This window comes from Streptomyces afghaniensis, assembly GCF_044327915.1.
GTDB classification, from domain to species: Bacteria; Actinomycetota; Actinomycetes; order Streptomycetales; family Streptomycetaceae; genus Streptomyces; species Streptomyces afghaniensis.
In genome coordinates this window covers 226,776-249,314 of sequence record NZ_JBIRGJ010000012.1, presented here as the reverse complement: position 1 = coordinate 249,314, position 22,539 = coordinate 226,776, and the positions used below count along the sequence as shown (strand labels likewise).

Annotated in this window: 18 protein-coding genes; 10 read left to right on the top strand and 8 right to left on the bottom strand. The window is 72.0% G+C overall.

Annotation, left to right across the window (positions count from 1 at the left end; all coding sequences use genetic code 11):
* Window positions 1-230 precede the first annotated feature (230 nt).
* Window positions 231-1,820 (top strand): phosphoglycerate dehydrogenase, encoded by a 1,590-nt coding sequence (serA, locus tag ACH4G3_RS39480; RefSeq protein ID WP_086565230.1) that lies wholly within the window; start codon window positions 231-233, stop codon window positions 1,818-1,820.
* A gap of 55 nt (window positions 1,821-1,875) precedes the next feature.
* Here serA and ACH4G3_RS39475 read toward each other — a convergent pair whose 3' ends face one another.
* Complete coding sequence (locus tag ACH4G3_RS39475) at window positions 1,876-3,417, bottom strand: MFS transporter (protein ID WP_397628979.1); 1,542 nt, start codon at window positions 3,415-3,417, stop codon at window positions 1,876-1,878.
* Window positions 3,418-3,504: 87 nt separating this feature from the next.
* On the opposite strand from ACH4G3_RS39475, the gene ACH4G3_RS39470 reads away from it, so the two are divergent.
* Complete coding sequence (locus tag ACH4G3_RS39470) at window positions 3,505-4,089, top strand: TetR/AcrR family transcriptional regulator (RefSeq protein ID WP_397628978.1); 585 nt, start codon at window positions 3,505-3,507, stop codon at window positions 4,087-4,089.
* Here the strand turns inward: ACH4G3_RS39470 and ACH4G3_RS39465 are convergent.
* The 5 genes from ACH4G3_RS39465 to ACH4G3_RS39445 all read right to left on the bottom strand — a co-directional run bounded on the left by ACH4G3_RS39465 (window position 4,043) and on the right by ACH4G3_RS39445 (window position 10,522).
* Window positions 4,043-4,756, bottom strand: coding sequence for an ATP-binding cassette domain-containing protein (locus ACH4G3_RS39465; protein WP_397628977.1), 714 nt, complete (start codon window positions 4,754-4,756; stop codon window positions 4,043-4,045). The genes ACH4G3_RS39470 and ACH4G3_RS39465 overlap by 47 nt on opposite strands.
* Window positions 4,753-5,718, bottom strand: a complete 966-nt coding sequence (locus ACH4G3_RS39460) for an ABC transporter ATP-binding protein (RefSeq protein ID WP_397628976.1) — start codon at window positions 5,716-5,718, stop codon at window positions 4,753-4,755. The genes ACH4G3_RS39465 and ACH4G3_RS39460 overlap by 4 nt, the downstream gene beginning before the upstream one ends.
* Window positions 5,708-7,477, bottom strand: coding sequence for an ABC transporter permease subunit (locus ACH4G3_RS39455; protein ID WP_397628975.1), 1,770 nt, complete (start codon window positions 7,475-7,477; stop codon window positions 5,708-5,710). The genes ACH4G3_RS39460 and ACH4G3_RS39455 overlap by 11 nt, the downstream gene beginning before the upstream one ends.
* Window positions 7,474-8,967 carry an ABC transporter substrate-binding protein gene (locus tag ACH4G3_RS39450; RefSeq protein ID WP_397628974.1) on the bottom strand — a complete coding sequence of 498 codons (1,494 nt, stop codon included), beginning with the start codon at window positions 8,965-8,967 and terminating at the stop codon, window positions 7,474-7,476. The genes ACH4G3_RS39455 and ACH4G3_RS39450 overlap by 4 nt, the downstream gene beginning before the upstream one ends.
* A gap of 169 nt (window positions 8,968-9,136) precedes the next feature.
* Entirely contained in the window at window positions 9,137-10,522 is a 1,386-nt protein-coding gene (locus ACH4G3_RS39445; protein WP_397628973.1) for a helix-turn-helix domain-containing protein, read from the bottom strand.
* 190 nt (window positions 10,523-10,712) lie between these two features.
* On the opposite strand from ACH4G3_RS39445, the gene ACH4G3_RS39440 reads away from it, so the two are divergent.
* The 4 genes from ACH4G3_RS39440 (at window position 10,713) to ACH4G3_RS39425 (ending at window position 14,352) form a co-directional block, all read left to right on the top strand.
* Complete coding sequence (locus ACH4G3_RS39440; protein WP_397628972.1) at window positions 10,713-11,639, top strand: proline dehydrogenase family protein; 927 nt, start codon at window positions 10,713-10,715, stop codon at window positions 11,637-11,639.
* Window positions 11,640-11,727: 88 nt separating this feature from the next.
* Entirely contained in the window at window positions 11,728-13,359 is a 1,632-nt protein-coding gene (gene pruA, locus ACH4G3_RS39435) for an L-glutamate gamma-semialdehyde dehydrogenase (RefSeq protein ID WP_397628971.1), read from the top strand.
* Window positions 13,360-13,431: 72 nt separating this feature from the next.
* Complete coding sequence (locus tag ACH4G3_RS39430) at window positions 13,432-13,974, top strand: GNAT family N-acetyltransferase (protein WP_397628970.1); 543 nt, start codon at window positions 13,432-13,434, stop codon at window positions 13,972-13,974.
* Window positions 13,975-14,220: 246 nt separating this feature from the next.
* The gene (locus ACH4G3_RS39425; RefSeq protein ID WP_020271485.1) at window positions 14,221-14,352 is read left to right on the top strand and encodes a hypothetical protein; all 132 of its coding nucleotides are present in this window, start codon (window positions 14,221-14,223) and stop codon (window positions 14,350-14,352) included.
* Between the two features lie 72 nt (window positions 14,353-14,424).
* Here the strand turns inward: ACH4G3_RS39425 and ACH4G3_RS39420 are convergent, their stop codons facing one another.
* Window positions 14,425-15,993, bottom strand: coding sequence for a purple acid phosphatase family protein (locus ACH4G3_RS39420; protein WP_397628969.1), 1,569 nt, complete (start codon window positions 15,991-15,993; stop codon window positions 14,425-14,427).
* 155 nt (window positions 15,994-16,148) lie between these two features.
* Between ACH4G3_RS39420 and ACH4G3_RS39415 the strand changes: the two genes are divergently transcribed.
* The gene (locus ACH4G3_RS39415) at window positions 16,149-17,192 is read left to right on the top strand and encodes a 3-isopropylmalate dehydrogenase (RefSeq protein WP_059421987.1); all 1,044 of its coding nucleotides are present in this window, start codon (window positions 16,149-16,151) and stop codon (window positions 17,190-17,192) included.
* 241 nt (window positions 17,193-17,433) lie between these two features.
* The gene (locus tag ACH4G3_RS39410; protein ID WP_397628968.1) at window positions 17,434-18,522 is read left to right on the top strand and encodes a branched-chain amino acid aminotransferase; all 1,089 of its coding nucleotides are present in this window, start codon (window positions 17,434-17,436) and stop codon (window positions 18,520-18,522) included.
* A gap of 36 nt (window positions 18,523-18,558) precedes the next feature.
* Here the strand turns inward: ACH4G3_RS39410 and ACH4G3_RS39405 are convergent, their stop codons facing one another.
* Window positions 18,559-20,010, bottom strand: a complete 1,452-nt coding sequence (locus tag ACH4G3_RS39405) for a cytosine permease (protein WP_397628967.1) — start codon at window positions 20,008-20,010, stop codon at window positions 18,559-18,561.
* Between the two features lie 115 nt (window positions 20,011-20,125).
* Here ACH4G3_RS39405 and ureA point away from each other — a divergent pair, with 115 nt between their 5' ends.
* Both ureA and ACH4G3_RS39395 read left to right on the top strand, forming a co-directional pair.
* Entirely contained in the window at window positions 20,126-20,830 is a 705-nt protein-coding gene (gene ureA / locus ACH4G3_RS39400; RefSeq protein WP_397628966.1) for an urease subunit gamma, read from the top strand.
* The gene (locus ACH4G3_RS39395; protein ID WP_397628965.1) at window positions 20,827-22,539 is read left to right on the top strand and encodes an urease subunit alpha; all 1,713 of its coding nucleotides are present in this window, start codon (window positions 20,827-20,829) and stop codon (window positions 22,537-22,539) included. Before ureA ends, ACH4G3_RS39395 begins: the two co-directional genes overlap by 4 nt.

Sequence of the window (22,539 nt, the reverse complement as noted above, 5' to 3'; positions counted from 1 at the left end):
CTTTCGGCTGACCCGGGGTAACGTCGGTGGTACGGCGTTGTCCATCCCGTCCGGCCACGGACGGGTGATCCTTCCGCAGCGGCGTAAGACGACGCCCTCGGCGCCACTAGACTGCTGCACTACATACGCGTCAGGCCCACAGCGTCGTGCGTCTTCCACGCGGCTAGCCCCCTCCACCGCCTGCGGCCGTCGGGACGGCCGTCCGCAGCATTGGACTTGTGAGGACTCACGTGAGCTCGAAACCAGTCGTACTCATCGCTGAAGAGCTGTCGCCTGCCACCGTCGACGCGCTGGGCCCGGATTTCGAGATCCGGCACTGCAACGGCGGGGACCGAGCCGAACTGCTCCCCGCCATCGCCGACGTGGACGCGATCCTGATCCGTTCGGCCACCAAGGTCGACGCCGAGGCGATCGCCGCCGCGAAGAAGCTCAAGGTCGTCGCGCGAGCCGGCGTCGGCCTGGACAACGTGGACGTCTCCGCCGCCACCAAGGCCGGCGTGATGGTCGTCAACGCCCCCACCTCGAACATCGTGACCGCCGCCGAGCTGGCCTGCGGTCTCCTCCTCGCCACCGCCCGCAACATCCCGCAGGCCAACGCCGCGCTGAAGAACGGCGAGTGGAAGCGCAGCAAGTACACGGGTGTCGAGCTGGCCGAGAAGACCCTCGGCGTCGTCGGCCTCGGCCGCATCGGCGCGCTCGTCGCCCAGCGCATGTCCGCCTTCGGCATGAAGGTCGTCGCCTACGACCCCTACGTGCAGCCGGCCCGGGCCGCGCAGATGGGCGTCAAGGTGCTGTCGCTGGACGAGCTGCTCGAGGTCTCCGACTTCATCACCGTCCACCTGCCGAAGACCCCCGAGACGCTCGGTCTGATCGGCGACGAGGCGCTGCGCAAGGTCAAGCCGAGCGTGCGCATCGTCAACGCCGCGCGCGGCGGGATCGTCGACGAGGAGGCGCTGTACTCCGCCCTCAAGGAGGGCCGGGTCGCCGGTGCCGGCCTCGACGTGTATGCCAAGGAGCCGTGCACCGACTCGCCGCTCTTCGAGTTCGACCAGGTCGTCGCCACCCCGCACCTCGGTGCCTCCACCGACGAGGCGCAGGAGAAGGCCGGTATCGCCGTCGCCCGCTCGGTGCGCCTCGCGCTCGCCGGTGAGCTCGTGCCGGACGCGGTGAACGTCCAGGGCGGCGTCATCGCCGAGGACGTCAAGCCGGGCCTGCCGCTCGCCGAGCGCCTGGGCCGGATCTTCACCGCGCTCGCCGGTGAGGTCGCGGTCCGCCTCGACGTCGAGGTGTACGGCGAGATCACCCAGCACGACGTGAAGGTGCTGGAGCTGTCCGCCCTCAAGGGTGTCTTCGAGGACGTCGTCGACGAGACGGTGTCGTACGTCAACGCCCCGCTGTTCGCCCAGGAGCGCGGCGTCGAGGTGCGGCTGACCACCAGCTCGGAGGCGACCGAGCACCGCAACGTCGTCACGGTGCGCGGCACCCTCGCCGACGGCGAGGAGGTGTCGGTCTCCGGCACGCTCGCCGGCCCCAAGCACCTCCAGAAGATCGTCGCCGTCGGCGAGTACGACGTCGACCTCGCGCTCGCCGAGCACATGGTCGTCCTGAAGTACGAGGACCGGCCGGGTGTCGTCGGCACGGTGGGCCGCATCCTCGGTGAGGCGGGCATTAACATCGCCGGTATGCAGGTGTCGCGGGCCGTGGCCGGCGGCGAGGCGCTGGCGGTGCTGACCGTGGACGACACGGTGACCTCCGGTGTGCTGGCCGAAGTGGCGGCCGAGATCGGTGCGACCTCGGCGCGTTCGGTGAACCTGGTCTGATGCCTCCCGGGGGCTGACGCCCCCGGGCCCTGTTCGCCCCCGAACGGGTTCGTCTTCACACGCCGGACGGGCTGAGTCGGTCAGCTCGTCCGGCGTTTTGGCGTACCCGGACCCGCCGCAGTGTCACCGTCGCCGCCACGGCCACCCCGACCAGCAGCACGGCGCTCGTGACCGCCGCCGCGTGCATCCCGCTGGTGAAGGCGTCGCGTGCCGCCGTCGCCAGGGCGTCTCCCGCGCGCCCCGGAAGCCGGTCGGCGACGGCCAGGGCGCCGCCCAGTGTCTCGCGGGCCACAGCGGGCGCCGAGGCCGGCATCTCGTGGCGGTAGACGGCCGTACCGATGGAGCCGAGGAACGCCATGCTCAGCGCGCCGCCGAACTCCGTGCCGGTCTCCAGCAGCGACGAGGCCGCGCCCGCCTTCTCCACCGGGGCGGCGCTCAGGGCCAGGTCGGCCACCTGGGACATGACGGCGACGACACCGCAGGCCAGGACGGCACACGCGGCCAGCAGCAGCCAGAGGGATTCCGTGCCGGTCAGGGCCAGCAGTACATAGCCCGCCGCGGTGACCGCGAAGCCTCCGCCGACGACGTACGCGCGGGGCACGCCGCGCTGCACGAGTTGGGCGCTGACCGGGGCCGCCAGTCCGATGGGCACCGACGGCAGCAGGCTCCACAGGGCTGCTTCGAGAGGGCTCTTGTCCAGGACCGACTGGATGTACTGGGTCGTGAAGTAGGCCGAGCCCATCATGCCGAACGCGGCGACGAGGTTGAGGACGACGGCCGGGGTGAAGCCGCGGCTGCGGAACAGTGCCGGTGAGATCAGTGGGGAGACCGCCGTGCGCTGGCGGTGGACGAACAGTGCGGCGAAGAGCAGGCCGACCGTCACCGACAGGACGTACCGAACGTTCCAGCCCTGCGACGCGAGCTCCTTCAGGCCGTAGATCACGGGGAGCACCGCCGCCATCGACAGGGGAACGCTCAGCCAGTCGAAGCGGCCCCGGCCCGGGCTCCTCGACTCGGGCAGCAGGACGGGCCCCAGGACCAGCAGCAGCACCATCGCGGGCAGGTTGACCAGGAAGACCGAGCCCCACCAGAAGTGCTCGACGAGCACACCGCTCATCACCGAGCCGAGCGCGATGCCGGCCGTCATCACACCCGACCAGATTCCGATCGCCTTGGTGCGCTGGGCGGGGTCGGTGAACATCGTGCGCACCAGCGCCATCGTCGACGGCATCAGCGTCGCGCCGCCGATGCCGAGGACCGCGCGGGCGGCGATCAGGGTCTCGGCGCTGTCCGCGTAGGCCGCGACCAGGGAGGCCGCGCCGAAGGCGGCGGCGCCGAACAGCAGAAGCCTGCGGCGGCCGATGCGGTCGCCCAGCGAGCCCATCGTCATCAGCAGGCCGGCCAGCACGAAGCCGTAGATGTCGAAGATCCACAGCTGCTGGGTGGCGCTCGGTTCCAGGTCGGCGCTGATCGCGGGGATCGCGAAGTAGAGGACGGACACGTCCATCGAGACCAGCAGCAACGGCAGCATCAGCACGCCGAGCGCCGTCCATTCGCGGCGGCCGGCGCGGGCCGGCGGGTTGGGGTTCGTCGTCATGGAGCAGGACTGTACGGGCGTATTAAACGCTTGTCTAGTACGCTTGTTTAAGACGCACGTCTGGATGCCGGAGTAGGGTGACGAGCCATGGGACACCGTGAGGATCTGCTGGAAGGCGCGAAGCGCTGCCTGCTGGCGAAGGGCTTCCTGCGCACGACCGCGCGCGACATCGTCAAGGAGTCGGGGACGAACCTGGCGTCGATCGGCTACCACTACGGCTCGAAGGACGCGCTGCTCGCAGAGGCGTACCTGGCGCTGGTCGGTGAGCTCTCCGATGCCTTCGACGGCGAGAAGCCCGGGGGGAGCACGGCTGAGCCCGGCTCGCTGGAGCGGTTCCAGGAGGTGTGGTCCAACATCATCGGGACCATGCGAGAGCCCGGTTCGATGTGGCGCCTCAGCATGGAGATCGTGGCCATGGGGGATCAGTTGCCCGTGGTGCGCGAGCACCTGGCGCAGCAGCAGCGGGATGCCGAGCGTGCCCTGGTCGCGCTATTCACGGGGGTTCGTGAAGAGGACGTCCCGGACGAGACCCTCGACACGCTCGGCAGGTTCTACACGACCCTGATGACGGGCCTCATCGCACAGTGGAACTTCGACCCCGAGCGTGCGGTCGACGCCGACGCGCTCACCGAAGGCCTGCGCCGGGTGATCGAGGCGGCTGCCCGGACGTGACGCGCCCCTCCCGCATCTCGACCACCCGGTCCGCCACGTGCCGGACGACCGCCCGGTCGTGGCAGATGAACAGGTAGCCGAGGCCCAGGTCGTCCTGGAGGCCGGCGAGCAGGTTCAGTACGCCCGCGCGTACCGACGGGTCGAGTGAGGACACCGGCTCGTCGAGCACCAGCAGCCGCGGTTCGGAGGCCAGGGCGCGGGCGATGCCGGCGCGCTGGCACTGCCCTCCGGAGAGTTCGTGCGGCCGGCGGTCGCCGTACGCGGGGTCGAGTCCGACCCGGTCGAGGAGTTCGGCGACCCGGGCCGGGCCGTCGGCGGGATGCCAGCGACCCTGGATCTTCAGCGGTTCGGCGATGGCGTCGCGGATGCGGTGGCGGGGGCTCAGCGAGCCGTACGGGTCCTGGAAGACCGGCTGCATCCGGGGACGCAGCGGGCGCAGTTCGCGTTCGGTGAGGGACGTCAACTCCCGTCCCTCGAAACGGACTTCACCGGCCGCCGGGCGGTGCAGCTGGAGTACCGCCAGGGCCGTGGAGGACTTGCCGCAGCCGGACGGGCCGTTCAGGGCGAGGGTCTCGCCGGCGGCCAGGGTGAAGGAGACGCCGTCCACGGCGGTGACCTGGCCGTAGCGGACGACCAGGTCGCGGACGTCGAGCAGGGGATCGGTCATGCGGGCTGCCCCTCCTTCAGGAACAACTCGGTGGCCGGGTGGGGCAGTTCCTCCCAGCGGTGGCACGCGACCAGGCGTCCGGACACCGGCCGGGGCTCCGGGTCCGCCGTGTGGCAGGCGTCCGCGGCGAGCGGGCAGCGCGGGGCGAAGGCGCAGCCCGGCGGGAGCGTGCCCGGGGCGGGCGGGGTGCCGCGCAGGGCCGGGAGACGGCGGCCCGTCGCGTGCTGCGGGAGGGACGCCAGCAGGCCGGCCGTGTACGGTGCCCGGGGACGGGCCAACACCTCGTCCGCCGGGCCGAGTTCGGTGAGGCGCCCGGCGTACATCACCAGCACCCGGTCGGCGTGCCCGCGTACGGCGTCCATGTCGTGCGTGACCAGGACGAGCGCGGCGCCGACCGCCTCCCGCTGCTCGGCGAGCAGCCGCAGCACCCGGTCGCGGCGCTCCTCGTCGAGGGCGGTGGTGGGTTCGTCGGCGACCACGACGTCCGGTTCGTTGATCGTGGCCATGGCGATCACCGCGCGCTGCCGCATGCCGCCGGAGTACTCGTGCGGATACGCCCGCGCCTTGCGTGCCGCGTCCGGGATGCCGACACGGTCCAGGGCCGCGACCGCCCTGGCCCGGGCCTCGGTGCGTGAGACCCCGGCCACCGACCGTACGGCGGCGGCGAGTTGGTCGCCCACCCGGTGCACGGGGGACAGGGCGGACAGGGCGTCCTGCGGGACGAGGGAGATCCGCCGGCCCCGGTGGGCCGACAGGTCCGGGCTGATCGTCCCGCTCGTCGTCGCGCCGCGCGGCAGCATGCCGAGGAGCGCGCGGGCCGTGAGGGACTTGCCCGCTCCCGACTCGCCGACGATCGCCAGCACTTCGCGAGGCCGGACGTCGAAGGACAGGCCGCGCACGGCCTCGACCCCGTCGAAGGCGATCCGCAACTCGCGCACCGACAGCAGTGCCTCAGACTCCAACGGGGGCCTCCTTCGTCATCGTGACCGGAGTCGGGGTGGCTCGCCGTACCCTCCGGCCCTGGGTGAGTGCCGCGCCCGACACCGCGAGGCCCGCCAGCAGGGCCAGCGCCACCGCCGGGGCGAGGGCCGCCCACGGGGCGCGCTCCACATAGGCGCGGGACTCGTCGAGCAGCAGACCCCACTCGGGGGCGGGCGGCTGGGCGCCCAGGCCCAGGAAGCCCAGCGAGGCCAGGGCCAGGGCGATGCCCGGCAGGCGCAGCAGGGCGTGACGGGCGACCGGGCCGGCCACCGACGGCAGGACGTGCCGGGTGAGGATCCAGAACGGGCTCGCCCCGATGGCCCGTTGGGCGGTCAGGAACGCCGACGCGCGCACCTCCTGCACCAGCGCCGCCGCGTGCGCGGACAGGGCCGGCCAGGAGATCAGCGCGACCGCGAGGGCCGCGCCGCCGGTGCCCGGGCCGACGGCCGCCGCGACCAGGATGCCGACGATCACCGGAGGCAGGGCGTTGGCGATGTCCGCCGCGCCCTCCGCGATCCGGGGCAGGAAACCCAGGGCGAGCGCGACCAGCAGGCTCAACAGGCAGACGGCCGCCGCCGTGCCGACCGTGGAGGCGGCGCCGTGGCCGAGGCGCGCGAGCACGTCACGGCCGAGGCCGTCGGTGCCGAGCGGGTGCGCCCAGGAGGGCGCGGCCAGCCGGGCCATGGTGTTGACGGCGTACGGATCGCGCAGCAGACCCCAGCCGATGGTCACGGCGAGGACGGTGAACAGCGACAACGGGACCGCGGGATGGGCGCGCACCGGCCGTGCCGGGGGCAGCGCCAGCGAGGCGTCCCGCAGGGCCGGGCCCAGCAGCCGCCGCCGGGCGAGCGCCGCCAGCGCGCCCGTGACCAGGCCGAGCGCGAGCAGCGCGAGCACCGCGCCCTGGAGCAGCGGCAGGTCCTGCGACTTGGCCGCGCCGAGCGCGGTGCGGCCGATGCCCGGCACCGCGAAGACCGTCTCCACGGCGACCGCGCCGCCGGTGAGCCCCACGGCGACCATCCCGAACTGCGGGACCAGCGGCGGCAGGACGCGGCGCAGCGCCGCCCCCGCGATCCGCGCCCGGCTCACCCCGGCGCCCCGCCACAGCTCCACCCACCGCTCGTCGAGCACGGCGGGCAGCGCGTCCGCGACCAGACGGCCGAGCAGCCCGCCACCGGGGACGCCGAGGGCCACGGCGGGCAGGACCATGTTCTGCGGCCCCATCCAGCCCGACGTCGGCAGCCATCCCAGCCACACCCCGAACACCAGCAGCGCGACCGTGGCCAGCAGGAACTCGGGCACGGCGGCCAGCATCGCCGCCCACGCCCCGGCCGAGGCCCGTCCCCGCACCAGCACCGGCGCGACCAGCGCGCACGCCAGCAGCAGGGCCACCACGAGCGAGGCACCCATCAGCGCCAGCGACACCTGGAGCCCGGAGATGACGGAGGGCAGGACCTCGGTGCCCGACACCCAGGACGTGCCGAGGTCGCCGCGCAGCAGGTCCGAGGCCCAGCCGCCCAGCAGGGAAAGGGGCCCGGCGTCCAGACCGAGGTCCCGCCGCACGGAGTCCAGCGCCTCCTCGGTCGGGTCCTGCTCGGCGGAGCGGGCCCGCAGCACGGCCAGGGCCGGGTCCCGGCCGGAGAGCCAGGGCAGCAGGCCGACGGCGGCCAGGACGGCGATCAGGCAGAGGAGGCGGGTCAGCGCGGCGGCGCCGGCCAACCGCCGGATACGGGCCTTCACTTGACGTAGGTGTCCGCCGTGACCAGTTCCCGCTCGCGCGGGTCGTGGGCAGCGCCGGTCACGCCGGCGGCGTCGCCCTGGATCACGCGCTCGTGCAGCATGGGCACGGCCGCGTCCGTGCCGAGCACGGCGGCCTCGGCGGCGACGACCGCCTTGCGCCGGGCGTCGCCGGTCGGCGTCTCGCCGGCCTTCTTCAGGGCCTTGTCCACGGCCGGGTCGGCGAGCTGGGGGATGTTGAAGGAGCCGTCGGAGGCGAAGTCGCTGTAGAGGTAGGCGGCCGGGTCACCGGAGTCGAGGACGGTGGCGCGGGAGAGGATGAACGCGTCGAACGCGCCCGCCAGCGCGTCGGATTCGATGTTGGCGTACTCACGGACGTCGAGCTTCACCTTGAACCCGGCCTTCTGGAGCTGCTGTTGCAGCGCGGCGGCGACCTCGGGCAGTTCGGCGCGGTCGGTGAAGGTGCCGATGGTGATCGTCCTGCCGACCGGGTCGCCGGCCTTCACCCGCTTCACCGGCTTCCGCAGCTCGGCCGCCCAGGGCAGGGCGGGGCCGAGCAGCCCCTCGGCGACGTCGGCGCGCCCCTCGTACACGCCCTTCACGATCGACTCGGCGTCGATCGCCTCGCGTGCCGCCGCCCGCAGCGCGGCGTCCTTGAAGGGGCCCTTGCCGGTGTTGAGGTACAGGGTGTTGGTGCGCGGCATGGGCACCTCGGTGATCAGGTCCTGGTCCAGCACCGCCGCCTGCGACACCGGTACCGCCTCGACGATGTCGGCCTCGCCGCTGCGCAGGGCCGCGGCACGGGCGGTGCCGTCCGGCACGAACCGCACGTCGATGCCGGGGGCCTTGGCCTTCTTCCCCCAGTAGCCGTCGTAGCGGTCGAGAGCGGCGGAGGAGGTGCCGTTGACCTTGGTCAGCTCGAAGGGGCCGGTGCCCGCGCCGACAGGGCTGACGGTCTTCCCCCGGTAGGCCTTGGCGGCCAGGATCGACAGCTGCGGGGAGCTCAGCCGCTGCGGAACCAGGGGGTCCTCGGTGGCGGTGGTGACAGTGACCTTGTCGCCGTCGGCCTTCGCGGTCAGGTCGACGCCGTCGAGGATGCGGGGCTTGGGGGAGGCGGCGGCGGCCTTGGTGAGGGAGGTGACGACGGTCTCGGCGGTGAGCTTCGTCCCGTCGTGGAAGGTGACGCCGTCGCGCAGGGTGAAGGTCCAGTTCCGGCCGGACTGGGACCATCCGGTGGCCAGCGCCGGCTCGGCGTCACCGTCCGCGTCCAGTTTCACCAGGGTCTCCGCCGTGGACCAGCGCGACAGCTTGAAGGCGTCGTCCGACAGCGGGGACAGCCCCGAGCGCGGTGGCTGCATCATCGCGACGCGAATCCGCTTGCCCCCTGCCCCGGTGTCGTCGGTGGCCGACTGCCCACCGGAGAAGCAGCCGGTGAGCAGGGCGGAAGCCGCGCTGAGGGCAGTGAGGGGGACGAGACGGGCGGGGACGCGCACGGGACACCTCGGTCAAGGCCTGGTAAATGATTGAAAGCGCCACGACCGTAGCATGATGACAATCGTTTTCAGAAGCGGTCCCGGCTGCCCTACCCGGCTGCCGGGCCGCCCCGCCGCCCGGCTGTCAGGGCACGGAGCGGAACCCGACCGCCCGTGCAGGCGACGGGAGTCACCCGGACGGCCCGCTGTCCTGACCGTGTGCGAGCCGGGCCCCCTTCAGGGCCATGTGCAGGAGCAGGCGGTCCTCGCCGTCGTCCAGGTCCAGACCCGTGAGCTTCTCGATCCGGGAGAGGCGGTAGTACAGGGTCTGGCGGTGGATGCCCAGCTCGGCGGCGGCCCGGGCGGCCTGGCCGGCGCAGTCGAGGTAGACCTCGGCGGTACGGGCCAGCTCCCGGTGGACGGGGAAGAGCAGGGCGTGCACCGCGGGGTCGTGGGCCACCTCCGGCGGCAGGGCGGTGAGCAGCCGGAACGGCCCGATCGACGCCCACTCGGCGACGGGCCCCAGCCGGGGTTCGGCCAACGCGGCCCGCGCCGCCGCCGATGCCTCCCACCAGGCGGTCCCCAGCTCGGCGAGACCGGAGCGGGGCGTCGCGAGACCGGCGGCGGGGGAGCGGGAGCCGGTGCCCGCTCCACGCGGGGCGCCGCCGGCCGGGGCGCCCGAGGTGCCGGTCGCTCCGCGCGAGGCGCTGCCGGCCGGTCCGGCTGAAGCGGTGCCGGCGCCCGGTCCGCCTCGCGCGCCCGTGGACGTTCCTCGTGCCGGGCTCGTCGCCGCCCCCCGCGCGTCAGGCCCCGTCGGACCGCCCGCCCGCTCCAGCAGGCGGGCCGCCGCTGTCGTCGCCGGGGTCAGTACGTCCGCCGAGCGCAGGCGGATCAGGACGGCCACGCACTGGGACGAGGCTCCCCACGGCACGGTGCACAGGGCTGTCGCGCCCGGCATCGTGCGGACCGAAGGGGCGTCGTCGGGGTCGGCCGTGGGCCAGGGGGCGACACAGAGCACCGCGTGGAGACCGTCGGCGCGGGGGCCGAGGGCGGTGCGGAGTTCCGCGATGGCCATGTCGCGCTGCCAGTCGCGGTCGGCCGTGAGGACGGCCCGCAGTTCCCGGCTGAGGTCGGCGCCGTGCTGGGCCTCGTCCGCGAGCAGCGCCCCGATCCTGGTCGTGACCTGCATGGCGGCCGAGAGCTGGCGTTCGCTCGGGCCGGGGTCGTCGTCCAGCAGCCAGATGTAGCCGTGGACCACGCCCCGGTGCCGGACGGGCAGGCAGATCCGGCCCCGGTACACCCCGGCTTCCGGCGTCGGCGGGATACGGACCGGGCCGGTCGCACGCGTGATGCCGAAGCCCTCGAACCACGCCCGGACGGCCGCCGTCGAGCGGCGGGTCAGGATCGAGCGGGTGCGCACCGGGTCCAGGGCCGACGGATCGAGGTCACCCTCACTGTCGTACGCGCCGAAGGCGATCAGCTCGAAGTCCCGGTTCTCCAGCGTCGCGGGCGCCCCGAGCAGCTCGGAGATCTCGTCGACCAGCTCCTCGTAGTCACCCCTGTGTTCCGACGTCATCCGGGCATTGTCCCGCACTCCAGGGGACCCTTCATACATCTGTCTGAGATCTGCGGCACGGATGCGTGACAGCTGTCGATGGCCGACGATCGGGGGGATCCTTAGGTTTCACGGTGGTTCTCCGCGCCGTACCCGAAGCGTCATCCGCCCGGGGTCCGGCCATCCGTTGGTTGTGCTCTGGAGGTGCCCCGTGCTGGGTCCCGTGATTCTCGCCGCGTCGCGCAGCGACCGGATGCGACGCCTGGTTTCGGCGGCCCCGGTGACCAAACAGGTCGTCGACCGATTCATCGCGGGCGAGGACGTCGACGACGTCGTGCCGGTCATCCGGGAGCTCACGGGGCAGGGCCTGGAGCTGACCATGGACGTCGTCGGCGAGGACATCACCAACCCCGCCCAGGCCGCCGCCGCGCGGGACGCCTACCTGGAGCTGATCGACCGCCTGAAGCCGCTGGAGCTCGGCACCCGCGCCGAGATGTCCGTGAAGCTGTCGATGTTCGGGCAGGCGCTGGACGGCGGCCACGAACTGGCCCTCGCCAACGTCCGCCCGGTCGTCGAGGCCGCCGCCGAGATCGGCACCACGGTCACCCTGGACGCCGAGGACCACACCACCCTCGACTCGATGTTCGCCATCCACGACGAGCTGCGGAAGGACTTCCCGCAGACCGGGTGCGTCATCCAGGCCTACCTCTTCCGCACCGAGGCCGACGCCCGCCGCCTCGCCGCGAACGGCAGCCGGGTGCGCCTGGTCAAGGGCGCGTACAAGGAGCCGGGCTCGGTCGCGTATCTGGACAAACACGAGATCGACCGGGCATACGTCCAGACCCTCAGGACGTTGATGGAGGGGGAGGGGTACCCGATGATCGGGTCCCACGACCCGCGCCTGATCGCCATCGGCCAGGAGCTCGCCCACCGCGCCGGGCGAAAGCTCGACGAGTACGAGTTCCAGATGCTCTACGGCATCCGCACCGAGGAGCACCTGCGACTGGCCGCTGAGGGCCACCGGATGCGCGTGTACACGGCCTACGGCACCGACTGGTACGGCTACTTCATGCGCCGACTCGCGGAGAAGCCGGCCAACCTGCGCTTCTTCGCCCGCTCGATGCTGACGAAGGGCTGAGAGCCCGACAGGGCTGAGAGCCCACCAAGGACTGAGGCTCGTCAAGGGCTGAGACCGAAACACCGCTCAGTAAGGAGTTACGGAAAACATGGACGCTGTGACCCAGGTCCCCACCCCCGTCAACGAGCCGGTGCACGGCTATGCCCCCGGCTCGCCCGAGCGTGCCCGGCTGGAGGCCCGGCTGAAGGAGCTGGCCGACAACCCCGTCGACCTGCCCTGCACCATCGGCGGCGAGAAGCGGATGGGCGGCGGTGAGGCCTTCAAGGTCGTCCAGCCGCACAACCACCAGGCCGTGCTCGGCACGTACCGCAACGCCACGCAGGCGGACGCCCAGGACGCCATCGACGCGGCCCTGGCCGCCGCGCCCGCCTGGCGTGCCATGTCCTTCGACGACCGCGCGGCGATCATCCTGCGCGCCGCCGAGCTGCTGTCCGGCCCCTGGCGCGAGACGCTCGCCGCCTCCACCATGCTCGGCCAGTCCAAGACCGCCCAGCAGGCCGAGATCGACACGCCCTGCGAGCTGATCGACTTCTGGCGGTTCAACGTCTCCTACGCCCGCAAGCTCCTTGCCGAGCAGCCCCCGGCCAACTCCCCGGGTGTGTGGAACCGTCTGGACCACCGCCCGCTGGAGGGCTTCGTCTACGCGATCACGCCCTTCAACTTCACGGCGATCGCGGGCAACCTGCCGACGGCCCCGGCCCTGATGGGCAATGTCGTCGTCTGGAAGCCGTCCCCGACGCAGACCCACGCCGCCGTGCTGCTCATGCAGCTCCTGGAGGAGGCCGGCCTGCCCAAGGGCGTCATCAACCTCGTCACCGGTGACGGCATCGAGGTCTCCAAGGCCGCCCTGGAGCACCGGGACCTCGCCGGCATCCACTTCACCGGCTCGACCAAGACCTTCCAGTACCTGTGGAAGACGGTCGGCAGCAACATCGAGAAGTACCGCACCTACCCGCGCCTGGTCGGCGAGACCGGCGGCAAGGACTTCCTCGTCGCCCACCCCTCGGCCGACCCGGCCATCCTGAAGACGGCGCTCACCCGCGGTGCCTTCGAGTACCAGGGCCAGAAGTGCAGCGCCACGTCCCGGGCGTACGTCCCCGCCTCGATCTGGAACTCCGGCTTCAAGGAGGAGTGGGCGGCCGAGGTCGACGGCATCAGGATGGGTGACGTCACCGACCTGTCGAACTTCATCGGCGCCGTCATCGACGAGCGGGCCTTCGCCAAGAACAAGGCCGCGATCGACCGTGCCAAGGAGGACCCCTCCTGCACGATCGTCGCGGGCGGCACCTACGACGACTCCGAGGGGTACTTCGTCCGCCCGACCGTCATCGAGTGCACCGACCCGGAGAACGAGGTCTTCCGCACCGAGTACTTTGGCCCGGTCATCGCCGTGCACGTCTACGAGGACGACAAGTACGACGAGATGCTGACGCAGATGGAGTCCGTCTCCGACTACGCCCTGACCGGCTCGGTCATCGCGAACGACCGCGCGGCGGCGGCCTACACGGCGGACAAGCTCCGCTACGCGGCCGGCAACTTCTACATCAACGACAAGTCGACCGGCGCCGTCGTCGGCCAGCAGCCCTTCGGCGGCGGCCGTGCCTCCGGCACCAACGACAAGGCCGGCGCCCCGCAGAACCTGATGCGCTGGACCCTGACCCGCGCCATCAAGGAGACGCTGGTCCCGCCGACCGACTACACCTACCCGCACATGGGCTGAGCCCCGCCGCACCGACGGGCCGGGTCACGAAATGACCTGGCCCGTCGGCATGTCCGCGGGAAGACTGGGCCGATGACCACCCGAGTGCGCACCGCCCACACCGCCGACCTCGGCCCCGCGGACCTCGACGCCGTACGGGCCCTGCTGGACGCCGCCTTCGACGGCGACTTCGGCGACGAGGACTGGGACCACGGCCTCGGCGGCATGCACGCGCTCGTGTACGACGGCTCGGGGCTCGCCGCGCACGGGGCGGTCGTGATGCGCCGGGTGCGGCACCGCGGCCGGTGGCTGCGCGCCGGGTACGTCGAGAACGTCGCCGTACGCGCCGACGCCCGCCGCACCGGCCTCGGCGGGCAGGTCATGTCCGAGCTGGAACGTGTCGTCGACCGCGCCTACGACCTCGGCGCCCTCTCCGCCAGCGACGCCGGCGCACGGCTCTACACCTCCCGCGGCTGGCGGCTGTGGCGCGGCCAGGTGCACGCCCTCAGCCCGCAGGACGGCGTCGTCCGCCTGCCGGACGAGGAGGACAGCACCTATGTCCGGCCCGCCCTCGCCGGCCCGCTCGACCCCGCGCACGAGCTGCTCTTCGACTGGCGCGACGGAGATGTGCTCTAGGGATCACCGCAGGTCAGCGCGGTGTGACGCAGTCCACCGTCTCAGATAGTAGGAAGTCCGAGTAATTGTGGAGACAGACGCTCCGGACTCCCTTAGTTTTGTAGGAGCCGAACGTCTCGCTCGACCAAGCGAATGGCGGTCGTGAGCCGGGCCCCGCGCAGGCAACCCCTGCGGCACCGCTCCCCGCCCCATCCGGCGTCTCGTATCTCTCTCTGCGCTCCATGCTGTCGAAGGAGTCGATTTCCCATGGCCGAGACGACCGTCCGCCGCCGAGTCCGTCACGTCTCCCGCACGAGCGAGTCAGACCGCAAGAACGCCGCCGCAGCGCTCCAGCGCGCCCTCGACCGCAGGGACAACGGCGGAAACACCGGTCACTGAGCGGACCCGCCGGCCACTGAGCCGCAACACCCCTGGTCCGGGAGCCGCACCCGACGAGGCGCGGTGCGGGGCTCACGCCCCGCGCCGCACCTCGAAATGGTCGATCCGCTCACCGCTCGACGCCAGCGCCGACACCTTCAGCCTCGGCGCGGCGCCGCTCACGGCCTCCACCGAGAGGAACGAGAAGCCGCGGTAGCGCACCCGCGACCACCGCACCGACTCCGCCTTGGTGTCCCGGGACTTCGTCCACCGGAACGTGCCGACCGACTCATGGTCGGCGGTGTTCCCCTCGTAGCTCTCCTTCACGCCGTCGGGGAAGCCGTACAGCTCCTTGCCGCCGCCACCCGCCGTGACGTACACGATCCCGTCCCGTCGTGGATCCGTGGTCCCGCCCACCGGCACCGGCCTGCCCACCTCGCCGTTGCGGATGGCGTCGGTCCGTTCGTAGACGTGGTTGTGCCCGTTGATCACCAGGTCCACCTGGTGCTTGGCGAACAGCGGCAGCCACTCGGCGCGCACCCCGCCGTCGGAGGCGTGCGTGGACGTCGAGTACGCGCAGTGGTGGAAGAAGACGACGACGAAGTCGACCGAGGTGTCGGACCGCAGTTCGGCGAGCTTCCGGTCCAGCCACTTCGTCTGCCGCCCCTCCGTGTAGCCGAAGTTGGCGGGGATCTCGTACGACACGTCGTTCGCGTCCAGCGCGACCACGCCGACGTTGCCGTACGTGAAGGCGTACACCCCCGGTGCCGTGCGCGCGTCGAAGCCGCTGTCCGGCAGGGAGAAACGGGCGAGTTGACCGCCGTAGCCGTCCGGCGAGTACCAGGCCTCCATGTCGTGGTTGCCGGTCGTCACCATCCACGGCACCGACCTGGCCACCGGCTCGGTCTGCTTCAGGAACCGGTCCCACTGCCCGGCGTCGAAGACGTCCGACTCCTTGCCCTTGCCGGTCGGGTCGGCGTAGCAGATGTCGCCGGCGTGGAGGTGGAAGGCGGGGCTCCGGCGCAGCAGCAGACGGTCGTTGAGGGCCGCCTCCTCGCCGACGCCCTGGTCGCCGAACGCGGTGAACACGAACCGCTCCGGCGGGCTCGCGGGCGCCGTGCGGAACGACGCGACGGTCGACCGGTGGTGCGGGGACGCCGGGTCGAAGCCCTCATGGCCGACGCCGTAGTAGTACGTCGTGTCCGGGCGCAGGCCGTCCAGCGCCGCGTGGAGGTAGTACTGCTCGACCGCCGGCCGTACGCCCTTCAGCTCCGGGGTGTGCAGGTCGCGCAGCTCCGCCTCGATCTTGCGGCCGAGGTCGTCGGGGCGCGGGCCCACCCGGACGTACGGCTTCTTCACCGCCAGCGGCACCTGCCAGGAGATCCGCATCTGTGTCTTCGGATCGGCGCCGAAGGCGAGATGGCGGCCGAAGGGGGTGATGTAGGAGCCCGGCGCCTTCGACGTGCTCGGCGACGGGCTCCTGGTCGCCGTACCGCCCGTCGGCCCGGAGCCGGAGCAGCCGGTCAGCAGACCGCCCGCGACCGCGCCCGCCGTCACCAGCGTGCGGCGCCGCGACAGCCGGGTGCGCAGGTACTCGTGCTGTTCCGCCATGCTCATCCGGCGTGCGAGCTCGGGCGGGATGCCGAAGTGGGGGATCTCCATGTCGGGTCAATTTCCCAGCGAACGCCAACATCCGCCCCACATACGGGTGAACGCAAGCCGTCGGCGGAGTGCGTTCCCCCGGGCGGGTGCCGTCTCGGCTGTCCGCATCACGGACACCCTGTGTCATTCCATGGGACGAGGAGTAGGGTGCCCGCATGTCTCGCAGCATCAATCTCGCAGTGATTCCCGGTGACGGCATCGGCCAGGAAGTCGTGGCCGAAGGCCTGAAGGTCCTCTCCGCCGTCCTTCCGCAGGATGTGAAGCTGGAGACCAAGGAGTACGACTTCGGCGCCAAGCGCTACCACGCCACCGGTGAGACCCTCACCGACGCCGACCTCGACGCCCTGAAGAAGCACGACGCCATCCTGCTCGGCGCGATCGGCGACCCCGGCGTGCCGTCCGGCGTCCTGGAGCGCGGCTTCCTGCTGAAGCTCCGCTTCGCCTTCGACCACCACGTCAACCTGCGTCCGTCGAAGCTGCTCCCCGGCGTCGCGACCCCGCTGGCCGGCGAGCCGCAGATCGACTTCGTCGTGGTCCGCGAGGGCACCGAGGGCCCGTACACCGGCAACGGCGGCACGATCCGCAAGGGCACCGAGCACGAGGTCGCCACCGAGGTGTCCGTGAACACGGCCTTCGGTGTCGAGCGCGTGGTCCGTGACGCCTTCGCCCGTGCCCAGGCCCGCCCGCGCAAGAAGCTGGCGCTGATCCACAAGAACAACGTGCTGACCTTCGCGGGTCACCTGTGGACCAACATCTTCAACAAGGTGGCCGAGGAGTTCCCCGAGGTCACCACCGAGTACATGCACGTCGACGCGGCGACGATCTACCTGGTCACCCAGCCCGAGCGCTTCGACGTGATCGTCACCGACAACCTCTTCGGTGACATCATCACCGACCTCGCAGCGGCCGTCTCCGGCGGCATCGGCGTGGCGGCCTCCGGCAACATCAACCCGTCCGGAGAGTTCCCCTCGATGTTCGAGCCCGTGCACGGCTCGGCCCCGGACATCGCCGGCCAGGGCAAGGCCGACCCGACCGCCACCGTGCTGTCCGTCGCCCTGCTCCTGCGCCACCTCGGCTACGAGGCCGAGGCCGCCCGGATCGACGAGGCGGTCTCCGCCGACCTGTCGGAGCGCACCGGCAAGCCCGCCCGCTCCACCTCGGAGATCGGCGACGCGCTCGCCGTACGAGTAGCCGGCTGACCCGCCGCGCTCCACCAAGCCGCCGGGTCGCATCCGCACCCGGCGGCTTCCGCATGTTCCCCGCCGGGTGTCACCATCGACCACCGGGCCGCATTCACCCCGTTCCGTCCTCCGTCGCCTCCGGGCGATAATCGAACGCGAGGCCGCGGAACGAGGGAATGCTCGGACGTCCTAGCACTGGTCACCATCAGAGCTGTACCGAGCGCGGCCCGTCACTACAACCGGTGAAGGACTTCAACCCATGACGACGCCCACGATCGAGCTCAAGCCGTCCGCCAACCCGCTCTCCGCCGCAGAACGGGAGGCGATCCTGGCCAACCCCGGGTTCGGCCGCCACTTCACCGACCACATGGTGACGATCAAGTGGACGGAGGGCCGCGGCTGGCACGACGGCCAGCTCGTGCCGTACGCGCCGATCTCCCTCGACCCCGCCACCACGGTCCTGCACTACGCGCAGGAGATCTTCGAGGGGCTGAAGGCCTACCGCCGCCCCGACGGCTCGGTCGCCACGTTCCGTCCGGAGAAGAACGCCGAGCGCTTCCAGAGCTCCGCGCGCCGGCTGGCGATGCCCGAGCTGCCGGTCGAGACGTTCATCGAGGCGTGCGACGCGCTGGTGAAGCAGGACAAGGCGTGGGTGCCGGCGCACGGCGGGGAGGAGTCCCTCTACCTGCGCCCGTTCATGATCGCGACCGAGGTCGGGCTGGGTGTGAAGCCCGCGAACGAGTACCTGTTCCTGGTGATCGCCTCCCCGGCCGGCGCGTACTTCCCGGGCGGCGTCAAGCCGGTGTCCATCTGGGTCTCCGAGGACCGCGTCCGTGCCGTCCCCGGCGGCATGGGCGACGCGAAGACCGGCGGCAACTACGCGGCGTCCCTGCTCGCGCAGGCCGAGGCCGCGGCCAAGGGCTGTGACCAGGTCTGCTACCTCGACGCGGTCGAGCACAAGTGGGTCGAGGAGCTGGGCGGCATGAACCTGTACTTCGTGTACGGCGACAAGATCGTCACGCCGTCCCTCACGGGTTCGATCCTGGAAGGTGTCACGCGGGACTCCCTGCTCGCCGTCGCCCGTGACCTCGGGTACGAGGCCGAGGAGGGCCGGGTCTCGGTCGACCAGTGGCAGCGGGACTCGGAGAACGGGTCGCTCACGGAGGTGTTCGCCTGCGGTACGGCCGCGGTGATCACGCCGGTCGGTACGGTGAAGCGCGCGGGGGCGGAGTGGCGGCAGAGCGGGGGAGAGCCGGGCGAGGTCACGCTGCGGCTCCGCCAGGCCCTGCTCGACATCCAGCGTGGTACGGCGGAGGACAAGCACGGCTGGATGCACCAGCTGGGCTGAGTGCCACCGGGGGCTCCGCCCCCGGACCCCCGGGGCCTATGCCCACCCGCCACCCGATTCAGTCGGACAAGAAGCAGGGGTCGCTTCCTCGGCCCCGGACTCCGTAGCACCGGAACCCGGGGCCGACAGTGCATACGCCACCCCGCCCACCAGCCCCGACAGCAGGAAACTCACGTCCACCCCGCCGGTCAGGGCCAGCAGCGGGCCCTGGTACGACGGCAGGGACACCGCCAGGACGCCGACGACCGCGCCGGCCGCCCAGGACAGGGTCGCCGGGATGTTCCAGCCGGCGCGGTACCAGTAGACGCCGCCCCGTGCGCGGCGGTTGAAGACCTGGAGGGCGTCCGCGTCGTACACCCCGCCGCAGCGGGCGAAGCCGATGAGGCTGATGACCGCCCAGGGCGTGCCGATGGCCGTCAGCAGCAGGACGAAGGACGTCATCGCGTTCTGCGCGGTCGAGTAGTAGTGCCCGGCGAAGACACAGGCCGTGGCGAGCATGGCGACCGTGTACGTGGCCCTGGCCCGGGAGGCGCGCGGCAGGATCGCGTCCAGGTCGAGGCCCATCGAGTACAGCATCAGACCCGCGTTGCCGACCGAGCCGGCGGAGGCCGCGAGCAGCAGCGGAACGAGGTACCAGGTGGGGGCCGCGTCGACCAGCGGCCCCGCGTAGTCGAGGGCGGCCCGGGCCGCGTAGGCGGTGAAGGTGCCGAAGAGCTGCGGCACCAGCAGGCCCAGCATCAGCCCCAGCCACGTCGCGTGCAGCACCCGGCGCGAGGAGTGGCGGGCCGGGGAGATGTAGCGGGTGTAGTCGCCGAGGAGGGTGATGAAGGCGATCGGCCCCGACAGTCCGGCGGCCACGGCCGCGAGCAGCCAGGTCGGCCAGAACCCGCCCAGCAGGTAGCCGCCGGTCTCCGGCAGTGCGGCGGTGGTGAAGCCGGGCGCGTAGGCGATCACGCCGAGCGCCAGCAGGGCCGTCATGCCGAAGGCGAGGATCCGGGACATGGCGAGCAGCACCCGGTAGCCGTACACCGCGCCCGCGACGGTGGCCGCGGCGAGCAGCCCGTAGACGATCCCGTACGACACCCCGCCCTGCGGCAGCCCGGCCAGCCGGCCCAGCACGCCCACCATCACGTCACCGCCGATCCACACCGTCAGCGCGGTGTAGCCGAGGGCCAGCAGCAGTCCGACCACGGAGCCGACCAGCCGTCCGCGGACCCCGAACTGGGCGCCGGAGGAGGTCGACAGGTTGGTGCCGGTGCGCAGCGAGACCAGGGCGAGGGGAGCCGTGAGCACCACTCCCACCACCGTGCCCGCCAGTACCGCGCTGACCGACGACCACCAGTCCAGGCCGAAGGACGGCGGCAGCCAGCCGAAGACGATCACGCCCAGGCAGAGGTTGGAGCCGAGCAGGATCGAGACGAGGTCCCGCGGCCCGCTGGTGCGTTCCTCCTCGGGGATGGTGTCGACTCCGCGCTGTTCGATCGGCATGCCTGTCTCCCTCGGTTAGAGCGACGTTCAATGTGATGGGCGGGAAGGCTCGCCGTCAACCTTCCGGCAAAGGGAATTTCATGATTAGAGTGATGCTCTAAATGGAGGGAGTGACATGCGGCTGACCCCGACCGAACGCGACCGGCTGCTGCTCTTCGGCGCCGCCGAGCTCGCCCGCGCCCGCAGGGCCAGGGGACTGAGGCTCAACGTCCCCGAGGCGACCGCGCTCATCGCCGACACGGTGTGCGAGGCCGCCCGGGACGGCAGGCGGCTCGCGGAGGCCGTCGAGGCCGCCCGGTCCGTCCTCGGGCCCGACGACGTGCTGCCCGGTGTCGCCGACGTCGTGACCGAGGTGCACGTCGAGGCGGTCTTCGACGACGGCTCGCGGCTCGCGGTCGTCAGCGATCCGATCGGCGGGGGCCTCGGCGACCGGGCCCCGGGCGCCCTGCTGCCGGGTTCCGAGCACGCCGAACCCGAGGCGGTCGCAGGGCTGACGGTCACCAACACCGCGACCGTGCCGGTCTCCGTCACCTCCCACTTCCACTTCTTCGAAGCCAACCCGCGGCTCGCCTTCGACCGCGGACGGGCCTACGGCATGCGCCTGGCCGTGCCCGCCGGGTCCTCCGTGCGGTTCGGGCCGGGGGAGAGCGTCGAGGTGGGGCTGGTGCCGGTCGGGGGCGAGCGGATCGCGATCGGGTTCGCCGGACTCGTCGACGGGCCGCTGGACGCGCCGGGCGCGAAGGAGGAGGCGCTGCGGCGGGCCGCCGCCTGCGGATACCTCGGCGTATCGCAGGCATCTGATCAGGAGGCCGAGCGATGAGCCGCCCAGGAGGCCACCCCGCACAGGCCCGCCGCCTCACTCCCCACGAGTACGCCGCCACCCACGGTCCCCGCGCCGGCGACCGCATCCGCCTCGGCGACTCCGGCCTGGTCGTCCGCGTCGAGTCCGACGCCCAGCGGTACGGCGACGAGTTCCTCGCCGGGTTCGGCAAGACCGCCCGCGACGGGCTGCACCTCAAGGCCGCCGCCGTCCGGGACACCTGTGACGTCGTCATCAGCAACGTCGTGGTGATCGACGCCGTGCAGGGCATCCGGAAGGTGTCGATCGGCATCCGCGAGGGACGGATCTGCTCGATCGGGCGGGCCGGGAACCCGGACACCCTCGACGGGGTCGACGTCGTCGTCGGCACCGGGACGTCGATCGTGTCCGGCGAGGGGCTCATCGCCACCGCGGGAGCCGTCGACACCCACGTCCACCTGCTGTCGCCGCGCATCATGGAGGCCTCGCTCGCCTCCGGCGTGACCACGGTCATCGGGCAGGAGTTCGGTCCCGTGTGGGGCGTCGGCGTCAACTCGCCCTGGGCGCTGCGGCACGCGTTCAACGCGTTCGACGCCTGGCCCGTCAACATCGGTTTCCTGGGCCGGGGTTCGTCGTCCCACGCGGCGCCGCTGGTCGAGGCCCTCGCCGAGGGCGGTGCCTGCGGCTTCAAGGTGCACGAGGACATGGGCGCGCACACGCGTGCCCTGGACACCGCGCTGCGCGTCGCCGAGGAGCACGACGTCCAAGTCGCCCTGCACAGCGACGGGTTGAACGAGTGCCTGTCCGTGGAGGACACCCTGCGGGTGCTGGAGGGCCGGACCATCCACGCCTTCCACATCGAGGGCTGCGGCGGCGGACACGTCCCCAACGTCCTGAAGATGGCGGGCGTGCCGAACGTCATCGGCTCCTCCACCAACCCGACCCTGCCCTTCGGGCGGGACGCCGTCGCCGAGCACTACGGCATGATCGTCTCCGTCCACGACCTCAAGCCCGACCTGCCCGGCGACGCCGTCATGGCCCGCGACCGCATCCGCGCCGGAACCATGGGCGCCGAGGACGTCCTGCACGACCTGGGCGCCATCGGCATCACCTCCTCGGACGCGCAGGGCATGGGGCGCGCGGGCGAGACGGTCCGCCGTACCTTCGCCATGGCCGGGAAGATGAAGGCCGAGTCCGGCGCCCCGGAAGCCGGCCACGACAACGAACGCGTCCTGCGCTACATCGCCAAGCTGACCGTCAACCCGGCCATCGCACACGGACTCGCGCACGAGGTGGGATCCCTGGAGGTCGGCAAGCTCGCCGACATCGTGCTGTGGCGGCCGGAGTACTTCGGGGCCAAGCCGCAGCTCGTGCTGAAGGCCGGCTTCCCGGCGTACGGCGTGACCGGCGACCCGAACGCGGCGACGGACACCTGCGAACCCCTGCTGCTGGGACCGCAGTTCGGGGCGCACGGGGCGACCCCGGCCGACATCTCGGTGGCGTTCGTCGCGCGGGCCGCCCTGGACCAAGGGCGCGACACCATGCCCACCCGCCGCCGCAGGGTCGCCGTACGCGGCACGCGCGGTATCGGCCCGGCCGACCTGCGCCTCAACTCCCGTACCGGGGCCGTCGACGTCGACCAGCGCACCGGCCTCGTCACTCTCGACGGCGAGCCGTTGCGCTCCGCACCGGCCGAGTCCGTCTCCCTCAACCGTCTCTACTTCCTCTGA

What these genes read in the sequence shown, in the direction of transcription:
- pruA (WP_397628971.1), top strand. Translation starts at nt 11,728, where the DNA reads ATGGACGCTGTGACCCAGGTCCCCACCCCCGTCAACGAGCCGGTGCAC.
- ACH4G3_RS39410 (WP_397628968.1), top strand. Translation starts at nt 17,434, where the DNA reads ATGACGACGCCCACGATCGAGCTCAAGCCGTCCGCCAACCCGCTCTCC.
- ACH4G3_RS39470 (WP_397628978.1), top strand. Translation starts at nt 3,505, where the DNA reads ATGGGACACCGTGAGGATCTGCTGGAAGGCGCGAAGCGCTGCCTGCTG.
- ACH4G3_RS39395 (WP_397628965.1), top strand. Translation starts at nt 20,827, where the DNA reads ATGAGCCGCCCAGGAGGCCACCCCGCACAGGCCCGCCGCCTCACTCCC.
- ACH4G3_RS39475 (WP_397628979.1), bottom strand. Translation starts at nt 3,417, where the DNA reads ATGACGACGAACCCCAACCCGCCGGCCCGCGCCGGCCGCCGCGAATGG.
- ACH4G3_RS39425 (WP_020271485.1), top strand. Translation starts at nt 14,221, where the DNA reads ATGGCCGAGACGACCGTCCGCCGCCGAGTCCGTCACGTCTCCCGCACG.
- ACH4G3_RS39415 (WP_059421987.1), top strand. Translation starts at nt 16,149, where the DNA reads ATGTCTCGCAGCATCAATCTCGCAGTGATTCCCGGTGACGGCATCGGC.
- ureA (WP_397628966.1), top strand. Translation starts at nt 20,126, where the DNA reads ATGCGGCTGACCCCGACCGAACGCGACCGGCTGCTGCTCTTCGGCGCC.
- ACH4G3_RS39430 (WP_397628970.1), top strand. Translation starts at nt 13,432, where the DNA reads ATGACCACCCGAGTGCGCACCGCCCACACCGCCGACCTCGGCCCCGCG.
- ACH4G3_RS39405 (WP_397628967.1), bottom strand. Translation starts at nt 20,010, where the DNA reads ATGCCGATCGAACAGCGCGGAGTCGACACCATCCCCGAGGAGGAACGC.
- ACH4G3_RS39420 (WP_397628969.1), bottom strand. Translation starts at nt 15,993, where the DNA reads ATGGAGATCCCCCACTTCGGCATCCCGCCCGAGCTCGCACGCCGGATG.
- ACH4G3_RS39465 (WP_397628977.1), bottom strand. Translation starts at nt 4,756, where the DNA reads ATGACCGATCCCCTGCTCGACGTCCGCGACCTGGTCGTCCGCTACGGC.
- ACH4G3_RS39445 (WP_397628973.1), bottom strand. Translation starts at nt 10,522, where the DNA reads ATGACGTCGGAACACAGGGGTGACTACGAGGAGCTGGTCGACGAGATC.